The 18,278-nt window shown below is 60.8% G+C and carries 14 protein-coding genes, 2 tRNA genes and 2 pseudogenes; 11 read left to right on the top strand and 7 right to left on the bottom strand.

Annotated elements, in window-relative coordinates:
- Window positions 1–564: 564 nt before the first annotated feature.
- Window positions 565–798 (bottom strand): hypothetical protein, encoded by a 234-nt coding sequence (locus RUGAMON1_RS06535; protein ID WP_445229726.1) that lies wholly within the window; start codon window positions 796–798, stop codon window positions 565–567.
- A gap of 471 nt (window positions 799–1,269) precedes the next feature.
- Here RUGAMON1_RS06535 and RUGAMON1_RS06530 point away from each other — a divergent pair.
- Window positions 1,270–1,650 (top strand): annotated as a pseudogene (locus RUGAMON1_RS06530) (transposase); the annotation flags it as partial.
- A 149-nt stretch (window positions 1,651–1,799) separates the two neighbouring features.
- On the opposite strand, the pseudogene RUGAMON1_RS06525 reads toward RUGAMON1_RS06530, so the two are convergent.
- Window positions 1,800–2,657, bottom strand: a pseudogene (locus tag RUGAMON1_RS06525) (phage integrase N-terminal domain-containing protein); the annotation flags it as partial.
- A gap of 1,128 nt (window positions 2,658–3,785) precedes the next feature.
- On the opposite strand from RUGAMON1_RS06525, the gene RUGAMON1_RS06520 reads away from it, so the two are divergent.
- Window positions 3,786–4,091: a helix-turn-helix transcriptional regulator gene (locus RUGAMON1_RS06520; RefSeq protein WP_445229725.1), complete on the top strand. Its 306-nt coding sequence runs from the start codon at window positions 3,786–3,788 to the stop codon at window positions 4,089–4,091.
- A gap of 41 nt (window positions 4,092–4,132) precedes the next feature.
- Here RUGAMON1_RS06520 and RUGAMON1_RS06515 read toward each other — a convergent pair whose 3' ends face one another.
- The 4 genes from RUGAMON1_RS06515 to acs form a co-directional block, all read right to left on the bottom strand.
- The gene (locus RUGAMON1_RS06515; RefSeq protein ID WP_445229724.1) at window positions 4,133–4,813 is read right to left on the bottom strand and encodes an Arm DNA-binding domain-containing protein; all 681 of its coding nucleotides are present in this window, start codon (window positions 4,811–4,813) and stop codon (window positions 4,133–4,135) included.
- Window positions 4,806–6,116 carry a tyrosine-type recombinase/integrase gene (locus RUGAMON1_RS06510; RefSeq protein ID WP_445229723.1) on the bottom strand — a complete coding sequence of 437 codons (1,311 nt, stop codon included), beginning with the start codon at window positions 6,114–6,116 and terminating at the stop codon, window positions 4,806–4,808. The genes RUGAMON1_RS06515 and RUGAMON1_RS06510 overlap by 8 nt, the downstream gene beginning before the upstream one ends.
- Window positions 6,117–6,346: 230 nt before the next feature.
- Window positions 6,347–6,437: transfer RNA gene (locus RUGAMON1_RS06505), tRNA-Ser, on the bottom strand.
- 77 nt (window positions 6,438–6,514) lie between these two features.
- Window positions 6,515–8,503, bottom strand: coding sequence for an acetate--CoA ligase (gene acs, locus RUGAMON1_RS06500; RefSeq protein WP_445229722.1), 1,989 nt, complete (start codon window positions 8,501–8,503; stop codon window positions 6,515–6,517).
- Between the two features lie 223 nt (window positions 8,504–8,726).
- Here acs and RUGAMON1_RS06495 point away from each other — a divergent pair, with 223 nt between their 5' ends.
- The 9 genes from RUGAMON1_RS06495 (at window position 8,727) to RUGAMON1_RS06455 (ending at window position 16,461) form a co-directional block, all read left to right on the top strand.
- Window positions 8,727–9,317 carry a YqhA family protein gene (locus tag RUGAMON1_RS06495; protein ID WP_445229721.1) on the top strand — a complete coding sequence of 197 codons (591 nt, stop codon included), beginning with the start codon at window positions 8,727–8,729 and terminating at the stop codon, window positions 9,315–9,317.
- Window positions 9,318–9,345: 28 nt separating this feature from the next.
- Window positions 9,346–10,875: a fumarate hydratase gene (locus RUGAMON1_RS06490; protein ID WP_445229720.1), complete on the top strand. Its 1,530-nt coding sequence runs from the start codon at window positions 9,346–9,348 to the stop codon at window positions 10,873–10,875.
- A complete protein-coding gene (gene murI / locus RUGAMON1_RS06485) occupies window positions 10,875–11,714 on the top strand; it encodes a glutamate racemase (protein WP_445229719.1) in 840 nt (279 codons plus the stop codon). The genes RUGAMON1_RS06490 and murI overlap by 1 nt, the downstream gene beginning before the upstream one ends.
- Window positions 11,715–11,827: 113 nt before the next feature.
- Window positions 11,828–11,903 (top strand) — tRNA-His (locus RUGAMON1_RS06480).
- 648 nt (window positions 11,904–12,551) lie between these two features.
- Window positions 12,552–13,175 (top strand): hypothetical protein, encoded by a 624-nt coding sequence (locus RUGAMON1_RS06475; RefSeq protein ID WP_445229718.1) that lies wholly within the window; start codon window positions 12,552–12,554, stop codon window positions 13,173–13,175.
- A gap of 132 nt (window positions 13,176–13,307) precedes the next feature.
- Window positions 13,308–13,928, top strand: a complete 621-nt coding sequence (locus RUGAMON1_RS06470) for an OmpA family protein (protein WP_445229717.1) — start codon at window positions 13,308–13,310, stop codon at window positions 13,926–13,928.
- A 1-nt stretch (window position 13,929) separates the two neighbouring features.
- Window positions 13,930–15,489: a caspase family protein gene (locus RUGAMON1_RS06465; RefSeq protein WP_445229716.1), complete on the top strand. Its 1,560-nt coding sequence runs from the start codon at window positions 13,930–13,932 to the stop codon at window positions 15,487–15,489.
- Between the two features lie 31 nt (window positions 15,490–15,520).
- On the top strand, window positions 15,521–15,976 hold the full coding sequence (locus RUGAMON1_RS06460; RefSeq protein WP_445229715.1) for a hypothetical protein: 456 nt from the start codon (window positions 15,521–15,523) through the stop codon (window positions 15,974–15,976).
- Between the two features lie 26 nt (window positions 15,977–16,002).
- Complete coding sequence (locus tag RUGAMON1_RS06455) at window positions 16,003–16,461, top strand: hypothetical protein (protein WP_445229714.1); 459 nt, start codon at window positions 16,003–16,005, stop codon at window positions 16,459–16,461.
- On the opposite strand, the gene RUGAMON1_RS06450 is transcribed toward RUGAMON1_RS06455, so the two are convergent.
- Window positions 16,462–18,276 carry a CHASE2 domain-containing protein gene (locus tag RUGAMON1_RS06450; RefSeq protein ID WP_445229713.1) on the bottom strand — a complete coding sequence of 605 codons (1,815 nt, stop codon included), beginning with the start codon at window positions 18,274–18,276 and terminating at the stop codon, window positions 16,462–16,464.
- Between the last annotated feature and the right edge of the window lie 2 nt (window positions 18,277–18,278).

Genomic DNA, 18,278 nt, shown 5'->3' with positions numbered 1-18,278 from the left:
TATATGAATTTCGGATACGGCAACAGTAGTGTTCCTGTCTAAGCACATAAATCAATTGCGGATGATAGCGCGCACCTGCAACCAGCTGACTTGACTGTCGAAGGCGCACTTTGTGAGACGTTTGCCGAACAGCTTCAAAGATCCATTTAAGTTTCTAAGACGAGGCTCCGATTATAACAGGACCATCGCTTCTGTGTTTTCCTGTCAACTCCCAGTGTAGCCTCATGGATGGTATTGTGGCCGCAATGCAAAGATGCCGGCCTTCCATGGCCTAGTATTACTACGCACTGGAATAATTATTTGTTTTATGCAGTACGCTAGCGCATATTCACGTAGAGTCGAAAGGGGCAAGTGCCCCTTTCGTGTAACACATCAAACAACAGCGATGGCTTTCAGCTATGCAAAAATACCAGAAGCTACAAGTAGGAATTTTTCATTTCGCGGCAAGTGCGATATTGAGATATTTATTGTGAAACGACGTAAAAATTTACCGCCAAATAAATAACTCAAGTGTGAAATAATTAATATCCTAAATATGTTATTTGATGCTGGTTTTTTAAGCCGTTACTTGTTGTTGGTAGGGCGCAGCAAGTAAAATGCCAAACCTCCACCAACCATCGCTCCAACTACTGCGCCGAGAGGGCCGAGAAAAGCTCCAGCACCAAAGCCTTCAGCAAGTCCAGCACCAAAAGCAGCACCTGCACCCGAAGCAGCACGCGACAAGCCAGCCCCGACAATGACGTCGGCGGCGCCAGCGCCGGACACTTCTTCAATTTCAAAAATACTTAATTCACGCATTTAATAACCTCATATATTTTGTTGGTTTTGATTTTGCCATTTATAACTCGGGCCAATGCGATAGTTTATAAAAAATATTAAAATTAAAATCTTCCAGTTACTATTTCATAGTACCCGATTACTCGCTCATAAATAAACGATGTTTCCCGTCGTAACCGGCATATTTCAAATAGCCATTATGTTCGGAGAGCGGTAAATGATCACGAAGGCGTTAGCTATCGTTCTCATGTTGAGAAAATCATAGCAGATACTTCTATGTAAATAGTCACCAATTGTAACGTAGTGGAAATTTCTTTTGCAAATGTGCAAGTAGGTCTGGGGTGACGTTTGCACTGGTGATTGTGTCCCCAGGCGTGGTGTATGAAGGTCATGCCGAGTTCGGCGCTGAGGCTTGATCAATGATGAGGCGGCCATTCTGATTCATGGGGAGGTTTGGGTTTGCGAACACAACCAAACTCAGAGGAGATCGCAATGACCGACCCCACTACTATGGCGTTGACGGAACTTGCCGCCAAGGGTGCCGATGCCGATTTCGTCAAACAAACGCTGCAATTTGCCTTGCAAAGGCTCATGGAGATGGATGTCGAGGCGTTGTGCCAGGCGGCTTACGGCGAGCGCAGCGACGAACGTATCAACAGCGGCAACGGCTACCGTGATCGCGCCTGGGAAACCCGCGCCGGCACTGTCGACCTGAAAATTCCCAAGCTGCGTAGCAGCAGCTATTTTCCCGGTTTTTTGGAGCCCCGTCGGACTTCCGGGAAGGCCCTGACGGCGGTCATCCAGGAAGCCTATATCCAAGGCATTTCGATGCGCTCGGTCGACGAACTGGTCAAAGCCATGGGTATGACCGGCTGTTGGCGCCGACGTCAAATTGAACCAGACGGCCGAGATTCGTTGACCCGGGCCAATTCGCGCAAACGCAGGCCCCATGCGGCTCCCAGAGGCAGCACCTGGGTCAGGCATAATCGGCGCGATGGGTCAATCTGGCGTCGGCGCCAACACAAGTACACCGCTGTGATTTGCTCTCGACCATGGCCCATTTCTTCCGACATTAGCAAGCGCGCCGAGAGATCACGCTGCCTTTGCTCCGGCTCCAACTGAGATGACCGGGGGCCACCTCGCGCCGGGCATTGCCAGCCGGTGAGCTGGCGGTAGCGTTCCTGCGCGTAGTTGTAGCGCAGTCCATGGACACCATGAATTCCCGCCTTATCGCACTGCGCGCGAAAGCGTTGAAGCTGATCGCGGTAACGCAGGTTAGACGGAATAAGACTGCCGCCTGCTGCAAGCCGCTTGGACTCATTGAGCACCGTACGTTGTTCAGGCGTGCGGATTGCGATCTCGCGATACTTGCCGCCCTTAGTCCACGTATCCTTGAGCTTCAGTCGATCACCGCCATCGGCCCACGCAGGAACGATCTTGATGCTCTCCTCGCGCCTCAATCCAAACGCCGATTGCAACCGCAGCGACATCGCGGTATAGACATCCGTGATCTTCGCCAGGCGCGCATCGTCAAGCACCTTGGCCTTGGAGATGTTGGTGACAAAGGTGCGCTTGTCGATGTCATAGCTGCCGTTGTCGCGCGCGATGATGTTGTCTTTGCCGATCTTCTGCGCCCACCATCGCATGGCGCTCATTCGGTTCTTCATCGTGCCGACGCTGACGCCATCGGCCTTCCACTGCTGCACCAGCGCGTCCACATGCTTGGGACGTAGACTGTCAGCATTCATATGGCGATATCCGAGATCGTGCAACTGGTTCGCCACGTGCGAAAGTATCCGCGCACGGTCGGACTGCGTAGCATAGCTGCCATCGCGATTGCGGTCGCACAGCTGCTTGAGTTGATAGTTCAAGTCGCGCATCGCATGCTCCTAAAATCAAACTTGGTGTGATCGAGTCAGGTGAGTGTTTCTGGCCACCGTGCTTGCCGCAGCAAGGACGGTTTGTAAAGGCCCCGGGACACCACTCCCGTGTATGCGGTATGTTCACTGCTTGCCCGCGCCGCATGCGCGTATGGCGCCGCGATCCGCTCCTTGTAGAAGCCTGATCGCGGTGGGACCAGTTACCCAGGGTCCATGGGGTGTGCCTCGCACACGTTGTCGGCCCACGAGGGGCAAGGTTGGCAAGCAGCGTTCTGCTGCGCTGATAGCGGTAGATCCGCTGTCACTGGCTGCCGTCACTGAGAAAACAGTGGCGGAGCCCATATAGCGCTTGGTTGCTAGCGCGTCGTCACTGGCAGCAGGCCGCCAGTAACGACGCGCGGTTTGCGCCGCGGACTAGGGCGGCGAATCGACATGCACGCGGCGGCAGATCGCCGCGTGAGGTGGGGACGGTGCGTGAATGCGCACGATGTGACGCGCATCGCCCTCTGGGGAAGGATGCGCAATATGGATGCAGCCAATCCAGGCTGATCGCAGGTTCGCTCAAAGGCGAAGCCAATCTAAAAACAAATGTGGAGACTAAGGGCGCGTGACGAGCGCTACGCCTGGCGCGATGCCAGGTTGCGCGAAGGGCGATCCTTCGCGTCGAAAAGCATATTATCCTCCACCGGGCATCGCGCCGGGATCACCGAGTTAAAATTCTCATCGATTTATTTGTCGCGAAAGCTGCCCCCCCTCTTCACTGCACATCTGATCGGCTGTCCGAAGTAATAACGATCCTGGCGCCCTCACACAACTCCGCGCGAGCGCACACCGAGAGCTAACGCGAAAGCAGTGGAGTACATTTACCGGCGACAGCCTATCCTGCATTAGTCACCTTCGTTCCATTTCGCTTGATAATATCAAGCTCCGCGATGCATCCAAGCTAGCTAGCAACCCCAAACCTCACGGCATGGGGCGACACGAGAAAAAATCTAGCAGCACTAACCCACGCAAGAATGATGCTGTACGCCATCCCCTTCTGCAACACTTATAGCGCTGCCGCAAGTACCTCGCTACTCGAAACGGCTACTTTACCTAAAGGCTTTTCGAGATAACAAAGGGGAGAACATGGACACCACCAAAACCGTACCAGGCACGCGTCGCTTGATCCGCATTCGCGAAGTGCTGCAGCTATGCGGCATGTCGCGCGCGACGCTGTACCGCGAAATTAAACTGCATATGTTCCCCGCACCGGTGAAGCTGTCGGCGCGCTCGGTGGCGTGGCTGCATGATGACGTGATGCAGTGGATCGACGCGCGCGTCGCGCAGCGTGGTCCGGCCTTTCAGGCCTACCGCCAGCTCGAACCATGCGACACCAGGAAGGTATCGCCGATCAGCCCTGGCCATCGTCAGGCTCAGGAGAAATCGAAATAACATCGGCACCAGCGCGGATCGTGTACCGTACGTTGCCACGCCTACCTGATGTCCTGCAGACGATTCTTGGAGGCTCGTCTGCCTGTGTACGGCGTATCGTCAGCGCGGCGCGTCCTGTTCCTCGTATCCTTCATCGCACTGACCAATTCATTCATGCTCATCCCGCTCCGCAAATAACTTGCGACAAGCGCTATCGCTACGCTTTCTAGCTGGCGAGATATGGACTGCAACCCGGCGTGCTCGGCCTGCCGGATGGCGACCCGCTGGATGCTCCGCCGGGCATCGTCGGTGGGGATACGTGCCAGTGAAGGGAATAAGGCAGCTTCGAGATCGTGGATAGCGTGCTGGCTAGCACGCGAAATACTCGACTGCACATGTCGTCGCTCGGGCTCTTCAAACATTTCATCGAGTGGAATCGGCTTTGGTGGTGGATGCAGTTTTTCTCGACTAAATTCTGGTCGAGGATCCTGCTTCTGTTTCAGCAGTTGGCGCACGGTGAGCCTGTGTTCGCGAGCTTTGTCGATGGCAACTTCAGGATAATGGCCGAAAGTGAGAACATTTTCGCGGCCGTCATGCCGGCGAAACTTCATACGCCAGACCTTGCTTCCGCCAGGCAGTACTTCGAGATACAGACCGCCTCCGTCGAATAGCCTATATGGTTTCTCTTTCGGAGCAGCTTGCTCGATGAGCGCTTCGATGAGGGGCATAACACGCTTAGGCATGGTGGTCTCCCGCTTCGTCATCCCGTGTCAATTCACTTTTGATCAGCTTTAACCTTGGCCGTTTGGGCGGCGCGCCCTTTCCGCTGATCGCGTCAATATAATCAGCCCAGTCCTGCATCATCTTGCGTCGCTCGGCAAGGAACTGCGCGCGGTCGTAAGCGCTGGCGACCTTGTCCTTCGGCGCATGCGCCAGCTGCCGGTCCACGACCTCATGCCGGTATCCCAAGCGCTCCTTGATCGTGCTCATCGCTAGCGCCCGAAACCCGTGACCAGTCATCTTCCCCTTGTAACCCATGCGCCCCAGCGCGACCAAAATCGTGTTGTTGCTGATCGGTTTCTGCGGATCGCGCTGGTTCGGGAATAGATGCTTGCTGCGCCCGGTGATGTCATGCAATTCGCGCAGCAATGCCAATGCCTGCCGGGACAGGCAAACGTGATGGTTGGTCATGTCCGGATTGACGGTCAGCTTGCCGCGCTTCATGCGCTGCCAGGGAATGATCCATTCGCCGCGCTCCAGGTCGATCTCGCTCCAGGGCGTTTCGATCAACTCGCTGGTCCGCACAAAGATCAGAAGCATCAGGCGGAGTGCGATCCGCGTCGGCGCGAACATGCGTGCCTCGTTCCGCTCCAGTATGGTAAGGAACTGTGGCAGTTCATCGGCATCGATGGCGGCGAAATGCCCAGTGCGTACAGTTTTCAGCACGTCCTTCATATCGGATACAAGATTCTGGCTGATAAAACCGCACTGGATCGCATAGCTGAAAATTTGCGAACACACGGCTTTCAGGCGGTGCGCCACTTCGTTCGCGCCGCGATCTTCGATCTTGCGCAACACGACAATCAGGTCGCGATGCTTGATCTCATCGATAGGCATGCGGCCAATTGCCGGGAAGATGTCCGCTTGCAGGCGCTGGATGGTGTTCTTGGCCGTTCGGTCGCTCCACGTCGGCACTTTATTGGCGTGCCACTCGCGGGCGATCTTCTCGAACGTGTTGGATGCCTTTTCCTTGAGCAGGCGCTTGGCGTCATCGCGGTGCTTGGCCGGATCTATCCCTTGCAGCAGAAGGCGGCGGGCCGCCAGGCGCTTTTCTCGCGCTTCGTGCAAGGTGATTTCCGGATAAGGGCCGAACGTCAGCGTGTTTTCTTTGCCGTTGGCTTGGCGGAACTTAAATCGCCAGATGCGGGAGCCGGTGGGCGCGACGTCCAGGTACATCCCGTCACCGTCGAACAACTTGTACGGCTTCTCGCGCGGCTTGGCGTTACGGACGAGTAAGTCTGTCAGAGGAGTAATGATCTTGGGCATGGCGACCTCCTATGCGGCCTGCTGTAAAGATCAATATAGTCCTTTTTTTAAGTTTTGGGGGCACCCGTGCCGCACCTGTTGAGCTGGAGCCCCCAAACCTGCACTTTCTGGAGGTGGATGTCGGGAGACGTCCTGATGCGTCCAGAAACAAAAAAACCGCCTAGATTCAAGATCTTAGGCGGTTTTTTGCGACGTTTTTGGACGCCTTTGGACTTGCTGAATTGTATCCTTGGCGGAGAGAGGGGGATTCGAACCCCCGATAGGCTATGAACCTATACACGCTTTCCAGGCGTGCGACTTCAACCACTCATCCACCTCTCCTGCATTTCCTTCCCCTTCCGGAGAAGCCGCGAATTATAGCAAACATTCCCAAGAGTACAAAGTTTATTTCCCCAACCTCAGGAAGCTTCCTTCAACTGCTCCAGAATCGCCGGATTCTCCAAAGTGGACACATCCTGCGTAATCACTTCGCCCTTGGCCAACACCCGCAGCAAACGCCGCATGATCTTGCCCGAACGCGTTTTCGGCAAATTATCCCCAAAACGAATCTCCTTCGGCTTGGCGATCGGACCAATCTCCTTGGCCACCCAATTGCGCAACTCCAACGCCAGCTTCTTGGCCTCATCCCCAGTCGGACGCGCCTGCTTCAGCACCACAAACGCGCAGATCGATTCACCCGTCGTGTCATCCGGCTTGCCCACCACCGCAGCCTCAGCCACCAGCGGATTGGCCACCAGCGCCGATTCAATCTCCATCGTGCCCATGCGGTGACCCGACACGTTCAGCACATCATCGATACGCCCGGTGATGGTGAAGTAACCCGTATCCTTGTTCCGGATCGCGCCATCGCCAGCCAGGTACATCTTGCCGCCCAGCTCCTCCGGGAAGTAACTCGACTTGAACCGCTCAGGATTGTTCCAAATGGTGCGGATCATCGAAGGCCAAGGACGCTTGACGACCAGGATGCCGCCCTGCCCGTTCGGCACATCCACACCAGCCTCGTCCACGATGGCCGCCATGATGCCCGGCAGCGGCAAGGTGCACGAACCCGGCACCATCGGCGTCGCGCCCGGCAGCGGGGTGATCATGTGGCCGCCGGTCTCGGTCTGCCAGAAGGTGTCGACGATCGGACACTTCTCGCCGCCCACCTGCGTGTAGTACCACATCCACGCTTCCGGATTGATCGGCTCGCCCACCGTGCCCAGCAAACGCAGCGACGACAGGTCGTAATTTTTCGGATGCACTTTCGGATCCACATCCGACGCCTTGATCAGCGAACGGATCGCCGTCGGCGCAGTATAGAAGATGCTGACCTTGTGCTTGGCGATGGTGTCCCAGAAGCGGCCGGCGTTCGGGAAAGTCGGCACGCCTTCGAATACCACTTGCGTCGCGCCCACCGCCGTCGGACCGTAGGCGATGTAGCTGTGGCCCGTCACCCAGCCGATGTCGGCCGTGCACCAGTACACATCGCTAGGCTTGATGTCGAAAGACCACTTCATCGTCAGCGCGGCCCACAGCAGGTAGCCGCCGCTCGAATGCTGCACACCCTTCGGCGTGCCGGTCGAGCCCGACGTGTACAGGATGAACAGCGGATGCTCGGCATCGACCCACTCCGGCTCGCATTCTGCAGGCTGGCTGGCGACCAGCTCGTGCAGCCACAGATCGCGCCCCGCCTGGAAGTTGATGTTGCCGCCAGTACGCTTGTAGACGATCACGTCCTTGATGGTGTCGCAGCCGCCCAGCGCCAGCGCTTCGTCGACGATGGCTTTCAAAGGCAAGTGCTTGCCGCCGCGCAGTTGCTCGTCGGCGGTGATCACGGCCACCGCGCCGGCGTCGATGATGCGCTCTTGCAGCGATTTGGCGGAGAAGCCGCCAAACACCACCGAGTGCGTGGCGCCGATGCGCGCGCAGGCCTGCATCGCAGCCACGCCTTCCACCGACATCGACATGTAGATGATCACGCGGTCGCCCTTCTTGATGCCGCGCGATTTCAGGCCGTTGGCGAATTTGCAGACCTTCTCGTGCAATTCCTTGTAGCTGACGTTGACCGACTTGCCGTCGTCCGCCTCGAAGATGATGGCGGTCTTGTCGGCGTTGCCGTTTTGCAGATTGCGGTCCAGGCAGTTGTACGAGACGTTCAGGTGGCCGTCTTCAAACCATTTGTAGAACGGCGCGTCGGCTTCGTTCAGGACTTTGGTGAAGGGCTTTTGCCAGACCAGGTTTTCCTTCGCCAGGCGGCCCCAGAAACCTTCGTAGTCGGCCGCCGCTTCCGCGCACAGCGCGTTGTAGGCTTCCATGCCGGCCACGGTGGCCTGCGCCACAAACTCCGCCGGGGGTGTAAAGACGCGGGATTCCTGTGGACCTTGTTGGGTGGTAGTGCTGCTCATACGTGTCTCCAGTGTTTGAATTCGTTTGCCATAAACATAAACTTCGTCGCTTACTGAGCCCTTACAGATTGGTGATCCCCGGCGGAGGATGTAATGCCCTATGCAATTTTACCAATATTTCATCAACCATACGTAGTAGCCACACGCCGCTGCGATTGCTGAGCAGCACGTGTAAAATGTCGGCATCCCATTAGTCTGCACCAATTCAAGGAGTCCCGCCGTAATGACCAAGCCACCACCGAAGCTGCGACCGCTGCCCGCCTTTATCTTCATGACGCGCTGGCTCCAGTTGCCGCTGTACCTGGGCTTGATCCTGGCGCAGTGCGTCTACGTGTTCCATTTCTGGGTCGAGCTGAAAGACTTGATCGGCGCCATACTGGGCAACGAGTCCGCGCTGCAGCACATCTTCCAGGCCGTCGCCGTGCCAAACGCGCCGGTGCCAGTCAAGCTCAACGAAACCACCATCATGCTGGTCGTGCTCGGACTGATCGACGTCGTCATGATCTCCAACCTGCTGGTGATGGTCATCATCGGCGGCTACGAGACCTTTATCTCGCGCATGAATCTCGATACCCACCCGGACCAGCCGGAATGGCTGTCGCACGTGAACGCCTCCGTGCTGAAGACCAAGCTGGCGATGGCCATCATCGGCATCTCGTCCATCCATTTGCTGAAGACCTTTATCAATGCCAGCGTCTACGATGAAAAGACGCTGATCGCACAAACCGGCATCCACGCGGTGTTCCTGCTGTCGGCCCTGGCGATCTCCTATACCGACCGCATCACCACGCTGACCCACAACGAATCCCACTAAGCATCCCTCAAACCCACGCGAGAACATCATGACCATCATAAAGCAAGAAGACCTGATCGAATCCGTTGCCGCCGCGCTCCAGTACATCAGCTACTACCATCCTGCCGACTATATCCAGCATCTGGCGCGCGCCTATGACGCCGAGCAAAGCCCGGCCGCCAAGGATGCGATCGCGCAGATCCTGACCAATTCGCGCATGTGCGCCGAAGGCAAGCGTCCGATCTGCCAGGATACCGGCATCGTCAACGTCTTCCTGAAGATCGGCATGGGCGTGCGCTTCGAGGGCTTCTCCGGCACCGTCACCGACGCCGTCAACGAAGGCGTGCGCCGCGCCTACAACTACGACGACAACAAGCTGCGCGCCTCGATCGTGGCCGACCCGCACTTCGACCGCAAGAACACCAAGGACAACACGCCGGCCGTGGTCCACATGGAACTGGTCGAAGGCAACACCGTCGACGTCAAGGTCGCGGCCAAGGGCGGCGGCTCGGAAAACAAATCCAAGATGATCATGATGAATCCTTCCGATTCGCTGATCGACTGGGTGCTGAAAACCGTGCCGACCATGGGCGCCGGCTGGTGCCCGCCAGGCATGCTGGGCATCGGCATCGGCGGCACCGCCGAGAAGGCGATGCTGATGGCGAAGGAAGTGCTGATGGAAGACATCGACATGTTCGAGCTCAAGCAGCGCGGCCCGCAGAACAAGCTGGAAGAACTGCGCATCGAACTGTGCGACCGCATCAACGCGCTGGGCATCGGCGCGCAAGGCCTGGGCGGCCTGACCACCGTGCTGGACGTGAAGATCATGACCTACCCGACCCACGCCGCCTCCAAGCCGGTCGCCATGATCCCGAACTGCGCCGCCACCCGCCACGGCCACTTCGTGCTGGACGGCTCCGGTCCCGCCTACATGACGCCGCCTCCGCTGTCGACCTGGCCTGACGTCAGCTGGGCGCCGGACACCGAAAAATCCAAGCGCGTCGACCTGAACACGCTGACCAAGGAAGAAGTCGCTTCGTGGAAGCCGGGCCAGACCCTGCTGCTGAACGGCAAAATGCTGACCGGCCGCGACGCCGCGCACAAGCGCATCCAGGACATGCTGGCCAAGGGCGAGGAACTGCCGGTCAGCTTCAAGAACCGCGTGATCTACTACGTCGGCCCGGTCGATCCGGTGCGCGACGAAGTGGTCGGCCCAGCCGGCCCGACCACCGCCACCCGCATGGACAAGTTCACCGACATGATGCTGGAAAAAACCGGCCTGATCGCGATGATCGGCAAGGCCGAGCGCGGCCCCGTGGCGATCGAATCGATCCAGAAGCACAAGTCGGCCTACCTGATGGCGGTCGGCGGTTCGGCCTACCTGGTGTCGAAGGCGATCAAGGGCGCCAAGGTGCTGGGCTTTGCCGACATGGGCATGGAAGCGATCTACGAGTTCGACGTGGTCGACATGCCGGTCACCGTGGCGGTCGACGCCGCCGGTACGTCGGTGCATGAAACCGGTCCGAAGGAATGGAAAGCCAAGATCGAAGCGCTGAACGTTCCGGTCGTCACTGCCTGATGCACGCCGCCCGCTCTCCCGAAGCTCCGATCGGTGTCTACGACTCCGGCGTGGGCGGGCTGTCGGTGCTGCGCCACATCCGGGCGCAGCTGCCGGCGGAAGACTTGATCTACTTCGCCGATTCCGGCCACGCGCCGTACGGCGAAAAAACCGAAGAGTACGTGGTCGAGCGCGCGCTGCTGGTCGCCGCCTTCCTGCTGGAACGCGGCATCAAGGCGCTGGTGGTGGCCTGCAACACCGCCACCGTGGCCGCCATCAAGGCGGTGCGGGCGCGCCATCCAGAACTGCCGGTGGTCGGCGTCGAGCCCGGCCTGAAGCCGGCCGCGGCCGCCACGCGCAGCGGTAAGGTCGGCGTGCTGGCGACGGCGCGCACGCTCAAGGGCGACAAATTCCTGCAACTGCGCGAGCAGATCAGCGCCGCCACCCAGGCGGAGTTCCTGCTGCAACCGTGCGTCGGCCTGGTCGACCAGATTGAGCTGGGCGACCTGCAAACTCCCGCCATCGCCGCGCTGCTGGAGCAATACGTGGCGCCGCTGCTGGACCAGGGCGCCGATACGCTGGTGCTGGGCTGCACCCACTACCCCTTCGTCCAGGCCGGCATAGAACGGGTGCTGCAAGCGCATGGCCACGCGGACGTGACCCTGATCGATACCGGCGACGCCGTGGCCCGCCAGTTGGTGCGCCTGCTGGGCGCCGCCGGCCTGCTGCGCCCGGCGCGCGGAGACGCCGAGACGCCCGCCTCGCTGCGCGGCTACACCACGGCGGCCGTCAGCGCCCTGGCGCCGGCCTTCGCCAACCTGTTGGGCCTGCATCCACCAGTGGAAAAAGTGGCCGTTTAAACAATCTGGTATTTTTTGAAGAAACTTCGCATTTAGATTTGCAGGATTCAAAACTGGCTTGTATAATTCGACACCTGTCTACGAAACAGCAGACAAAGTGAAGTAAATCAGTGGTGGCTGTAGCTCAGTTGGTAGAGTCCAGGATTGTGATTCCTGTTGTCGTGGGTTCGAGCCCCATCAGCCACCCCACAGAATTCGTTTCTTGAAATAAGTGCTTGTTTTCCTAGGGAAACAGGCATTTTTTTCGTCCTCACGTTTTTCCTTGCGACACCATCCGTCCTTCCCCCCTCGAAAAATGGCTCCAGTCGCCGCTGCTGAACAGGCAGCCGGCCAGCGGAACATTTGTTATTGCGTAAATTATGTATTTATGAAAATATTAACGCAGCGGAAATCGTTATCACTCGGGAGGATACAGCGATGAGCATGACCAAGCAGGCTTTGGAGGCCTTACAAAAAAAGGCTCCTGGATTACTACGGGCGCCTATGTCGTCTGTCTCCAGCACGGTACTTCAGACGCGAAGCAGAGGGCCAACGCAGATATATCGCAGGCGACCGATATGGCACTCGACGCAATCGCCAATGAACCTTACTCCACTCATACAAAGTTCAACCAGCTCAGCAACATCCCTCACATCCATACAAACCCCGAGCGTTCTTCATCGTTCGTACTCGATATCCCGAGGACCTTCTCAGCCGTCAAGTTCCGGCGCTTCCTCATCCAGCAGTAGCTCGTCATCCAGCAGTAGCTCGTCATCCAGCAGCAGCTCGTCGTCCAGTGTCATCACGGACGATTCCCGATACGTTGTTCCTACCCCGGATAAGTTCCGAGGTAAGCGTTTGTTTCACGTGCCAGCGGGCGACGGCGTATTCATCCCGGTATCACAATGGCCTGCCGTGGCCGCGATTTACGGGCTGGTGTTCTGCAGAGGTTTCGCGGTCGAAGTTTATTCGCCACGCGGCGAATTATTGGGAATGGCAGTGGGGCATTACAACGGAAGCAACGACACCGAGATAAGGCTTGGATGGGAAAAGGGGATAGCCGATCTCGGTTTGAAGCATCGTGAGCCGCACGGGACAGCAGATGTGGATTTGCAGCTGGCCCATTGCAAATTGAAGTTGGTTGCGTTTCATTCAGGAACGACATCTCATAACGAAAATGCTGGTGACATCGACATGAGCCTTGCCACCACCGACCTGCTAAGATCTATCAATACTGAGTTGGCTGGGCAAATCGAAAGAGCGATGAGGAGTTCCGCGGCCCAGACAGAGAAATATTACGAGGACCACGTCGTGGCACCGTCGTTCTTCCAGAGTGTAATGAACCTCTTTAATTCGGAGAGTCACGCTTTGATCTATATGGGTGCGGAGGGCATTTGCAGCGTGTACTTTGAAACTGCTGAGGATCTTCCGATGGCGCGCACATATCCGCAAGCTGTCGTCAGGCCGAGCACGGAAATCTAGCCGCTTATGCGGCTTTTTTTTCGTCTGCAAAATTGCACACTTCGACAGAATATTTCTCGATTTCCCGCAAAGAAGAATTGACTGAGATGAATTTTCAGTACAATACAGACATCACTTCCTGCGGGGGTTTTCATGTCGAACAAACAATGGCTATCGCTATTTTTGCACGCATTACTGCTGGTCTCCAGCACCGCCGCACTGGCCCAGGACGCCGTTCCCGCCGCCCCCACCACCCAACAAATGATAGACGCGCTGACCGCCCGCCCCGCCGGCGCGCCGGCTGCGGCGCCAACGGCGCCGCGCAAGACCCGCAATCTCGCCGTCGAAATCAACACCCTGCCCGAGGGCGGCGCGGCGCCTGCGCCCAGCACGCCGCCCAGCGCGGCGACACCGCCGCCGGCGCCCGCTCCGGTACCGTCGATTAACCTGGCCATCCAGTTCGAAGTCAATTCCGACCGCGTGCTGCCGGCCAGCATGAAGCTGCTGGCCAACCTGGCGCAGGCGCTGCAGACGCCGGAACTGCTGCCGCTGCACTTCCTGGTCGAAGGACATACCGACGGCAACGGCAAGCCGGCCTACAACAAACGCCTGTCGGCCCAGCGCGCCGAGCAGGTCAAGCGGGCACTGGTGCAACAACATGTCGACGCCAAGCGCATCGTCACCGAGGGCAAGGGTTCCAGCGAGTTGCTCAATCCCGCCATGCCGGGCGCGCCGGAGAACCGCCGCGTGCGCATCGTCATGCTGGGGCAATGAGATGAGGGCGCACCAAGGTTCTGCCCTGCTGCTGGCCTGCGCGCTGGCCGTGGCCGGCCAGACCAGCGCCGCCACGCCGGCCGCGGTCCCGGACAAGGCCGCCGCCGCCGGCTCGCGCCTGCAGGCGCGCGCCACCCGCCATGCGCTGATCATCGGCGTCGGCGACTACCTGAGCCCGACCGTGCCGCAGCTCAAGGGCATCGCCTACGATATCGACTCGGCCAGCAAGATGGCGGTCGCGATGCAGGTACCGCCGGAAAACATCACCATCCTGCGCGACCACGAGGCCACGGCCGAACGCATCCAGCAGGAAATTGCCGCCCTCAATGAGCGCACCCAGCCCGGCGACCGCGTGTTCTTTTACTTCTCCGGCCACGGCAGCCGCTGGTACGACGTGCAGGCCAAGGACAACGGCTGCGTCGAGGCGCTGCTGCCGGCCGACAGCCAGCCGCTGACCAACGAACGGCTGGCCACGCTGCTCAAGCCGATCTCCGACAAGGCCGACAAGCTGTTCGTGTTCTACGACGCCTGCCATTCGGGCGGCGTGGTCGGCAAGCCGATGGCGCTGACGCGCAGCCTGAAGGCGCCCGACGGCGCCAGGCTGACGCCCAAGTTCAGCCCGGGCGGCATCGCCGAGGCTTGCGCCAAGCCGGCCAATATCCGCACCCGCAGCCTGACCGGCGAGGCCATGCGCAGCGGCAGCCTGCCGCAGAACATCGTGCAGATCTCCTCCTCGCGGCCGGAGGAAATCTCCTTCGACGACGAGAGCGCCGGCGGCCTGGCCACCCAGGCCTGGCGCGACTGCATGCTGGGCGACGGCAAGGACCTGGACAACTCGGGCGGCATCTCCGTCAATGAAATCGCCGCCTGCGCCCAGGGCAAGATCGACCAGCGCTTCGCCGGCAGCCAGCAATACAGCACCCAGCACCTGACGCTGGGCGGCAACACCGGCTTCGTGCCCGGATGGTTCGCCTCGGCGTTCGAGCAGGCCAGCGTGACGACGGTGGCGCCGGCCGCCTCGGCCGCGCCCGGCGCCGCCTTCAACGACGTGCTGGCCCAGCGCGATCCGCGCCGCAAGGTCGCGCTCAATTCGCCATCGAACCTGCTGCGCATCGGCAAGGACGCGCTGGACGTCTCGGTCACCTCCTCGCACGACGGCTATGTCTACCTGGTGCTGCTGGGCTCGGACAACAGCAGCTACTACCTGCTGTTCCCCAACGACAAGGACCGCGCCAACGCCATCAAGGCCGGCGAAACGCTCAAGCTGCCGCGTCCCAACTGGCGCATCACCGCGCAGGGGCCGGCCGGCGTCGACCGCATGCTGGTGGTGGTCAGCGAATCCGAACGCGACCTGTCCGCGCTCGGCAAAGACAAGGCCGGGCCGTTCGTGCAGAGCCTGAGCGACGCCGCCGGCCGCGCCAATTTGCAATGGTTGCTGGGCACCTCGCTGCGCGCGTCCACGCCGCAATGCCGCCGCGGCGGCGCGGCGCGCACGCCGGCCAGCAGCGCCCAATGTTCCGACGCCTTTGGCGCCGCCCTGGTCGAATTCACCGAGTGGTGACGCCGGCCCTGCCACACCGACGAGAGACGCCATGAAACTGTCCACCCTGCTGCTGTGCTGCTCCGTGCTGGCCCCGGCCCTGTGCCGCGCCGGCGAACCGCTGATCACGCTGGCAGAAAGCCAGGCCGAGCAGGCGGTGCTGTCGCGCTCCATCCTGATCGCCAAGGGCGTGCCGCAAGCGGGCGCGCCCAGCATCGACCTGCTCGAGCCGGCCGACCCGCAAAACATCGCCACCACGCCGTTCCCGGTGCGCGTGCAGTTCCGCACCGAGGGCGGCGCCGCGCTGGTGCCGGCCTCGCTGCAGGTGTACTACGGCGCCTTCGGCATCAACATCACCGACCGCCTGCTCAAACGCGCCACCTTCGACCACAACGAGTTGCGCATCGACCAAGCCGACGTGCCATCGGGCAAGCACCGGCTGCTGCTGAAGATCCAAGACACCAGCAACCGCAGCAACGAGAAGCTGCTGACGCTGGTCGTCAAATAGCCGCCCCCTCCTCCATAAGGCCTGCCATGAACCCGCTCCGCCACTCCCTGCTCCTGCTGACGCTCGCCGCCCCGCTGGCCCTTGCCGCGGAGACGCCGGCGCCGGCCGCCGACAGCGCGCCCATCACCTTCCTCGACTCCACGCTGTTCGACAACCTGCTGTCGCGCGAACTGGGCAAGGGCAAGAACGAGGTGGAGGTGAACATCAGCGGCAAGATCTCGCTCAACAGCATTCCGCCGCGCGTGGACAAATGGATCACCGCCGTGGCCGAACAGGGCGAGGTCACGCTCAAGCCGGCCGACCCCGCGCTCAAGCCCAAGTTCATCCTGGCGCTGCTGCCGGTGGTGTACTCCTTCATCAAGCAGGCCAACGCCGAGCGCAGCATGAACAGCGCCAACCAGTACAACGCCCAGGTGATCTACCACATCGACAAATCGGGCGAGTCGGTCATCGACAAGATCGTCTTCGTCAAGAAAAAAGAGTGATCATCCGGGCGGCTCCGGCGCCCAGCCCAGCACATGGACCGGGCTGTGGCCCTTGATCTCGCGCAGGCCGAGGTCGCACAGCCCATGCTCGCCGTCGAGCCGTTCGGCCACCGCCAGCGAACACAGCACCGGCATGCCGACCTCCTTGCACAGGCTTTCGATGCGCGCCGCGACGTTGACGGTGTTGCCGATCGCCGTGTACTCGTGGCGCTCCGCCGAGCCGATGTAGCCGATCACCGCCAGGCCGCTGTGCAGGCCGACGCCGATGCGCAGCGACGGCGCCCCCAGCTGCGCCGACTCGGCGTTCAGCGCCGCCAGTTCGGCCAGCATCTCGCGCGCCGCCGCCAGCGCCGCCGCCTCCGGACAGGCCATCTCGTTGGGCGCGCCGAAGAAGGCCATCATGCCGTCGCCGATGAACTTGTCGACGGTGCCGCCGTGGCGGTGCACCACCGCCGTCATGCGCGCGAAGTAGCGGTTCAACAGCGCCACCACCTGCTCGGCGGGCAAGGCTTCGCTCAGTCCGGTGAAGCCGCGCACATCGGAAAACAGCACGCACACGGACAGTTTGCGCCCGGACTTGCGGGCGTCGATGCCGCCGTCGAGGATGTTCTGCATGACCTGCGGGCTGACGTAGCCGCCAAAGCAGCGGCTCAGGCGCTGCCGTTCGAGGAACTGCTGCCACGACTGCCAGCCGGCGCGCGCCAGCAGCGCGATCCAGCCGCCCAGCAGCGGCGCGGCCGGCGCCAGCCACACGCCGCGCAGCAGCAGCGCCGTGCTCAGCGCGCACAGGCCCAGCGACAGCAGCAACAGCAGCGCCAGCTTGCGCCGCAGCCGCGCGCCAAACCAGAACAGCGCCATGACGGCCGAGCCGGCCCATATGCCGCCGCGCGCCAGCGGCGCGATCAGGCCGCCGTTCAGCATGCTGCGCACCGCCTGCGCGTGGGCCAGCATGCCCGGCACCCGCGTGGCGCCGGGCAGCCACGCCGCCAGCGGCACCGGCAGGTCGACCAGGTCGATATCGTCCAGCACCGCGCCCAGCAGCACGGCCTTGCCGGCGAAACGGCGCGCCAGCTCGTCCTGCCTGCCCTCGCGCGCCAGCTGCAACACCTGCTGCAGCGGGATGTACTGGAACGGCGCGCCCAGCTGGTAATTGATCAGCCCGGTCCACGGCTGGCGCACACCGGCCGCCGCCGCGATCTCGCTCGACAGCGTGAACGGCGTGCGGTCCGGCTGCAGCGCCGCGTCGGGATAGCGGCGGATGCGGCCGTCGTCGTCGGCGACAAACAGCGCCGAGGCGTTGCCGCGCACGGCCTCGCCCTGGCTGGCCAGCACCGAGCTGTAGTCGAGCTGGATGTCGCGGAAGTGGCGGCGGTCGTGGTCCCAGACCTTGGCCACCACCACCGGGCTGCTCTGCATGGCGCCCAGCAGGCCGGCCAGCAGCGTGCGGTGGAAATCGAATTCCGGGTCGCTGCGCGACTGCAGCTGGTCGTAGCGCTTTTCCGGCAGCACCAGGTCCATGCCGATCACCAGCGGCCCGGCCGCGCCGGCCGCGCGCAGGAATTGCGCCAGGTAGCGGTGGCTCAGCGTAACCGGCTCGTCGACGCCGTCGAGGAAGGCCTCGTTGATGCCCACCAGCACCAGGTCGCGCTGCACCGGCTGCGGGAAGCAGGCGCGGTTCACGCCGAACTGCAGGTCCAGCAGACGGGCGTCGATGGCCGGCGCCAGCGGCAAGGCGCAGGCCAGCGCCAGCAGCACGCAGGCGTAGCCGCGCCAGGCCGTCCAACGGCGCGCGGCGGCTAGCGGCGGCGCGGCCAAGG

It is taken from the genome of Duganella rhizosphaerae, from assembly GCF_040364205.1.
Classification (GTDB): domain Bacteria; phylum Pseudomonadota; class Gammaproteobacteria; order Burkholderiales; family Burkholderiaceae_D; genus Rugamonas; species Rugamonas rhizosphaerae.
This window is presented reverse-complemented; position numbering and strand designations above follow the sequence as displayed.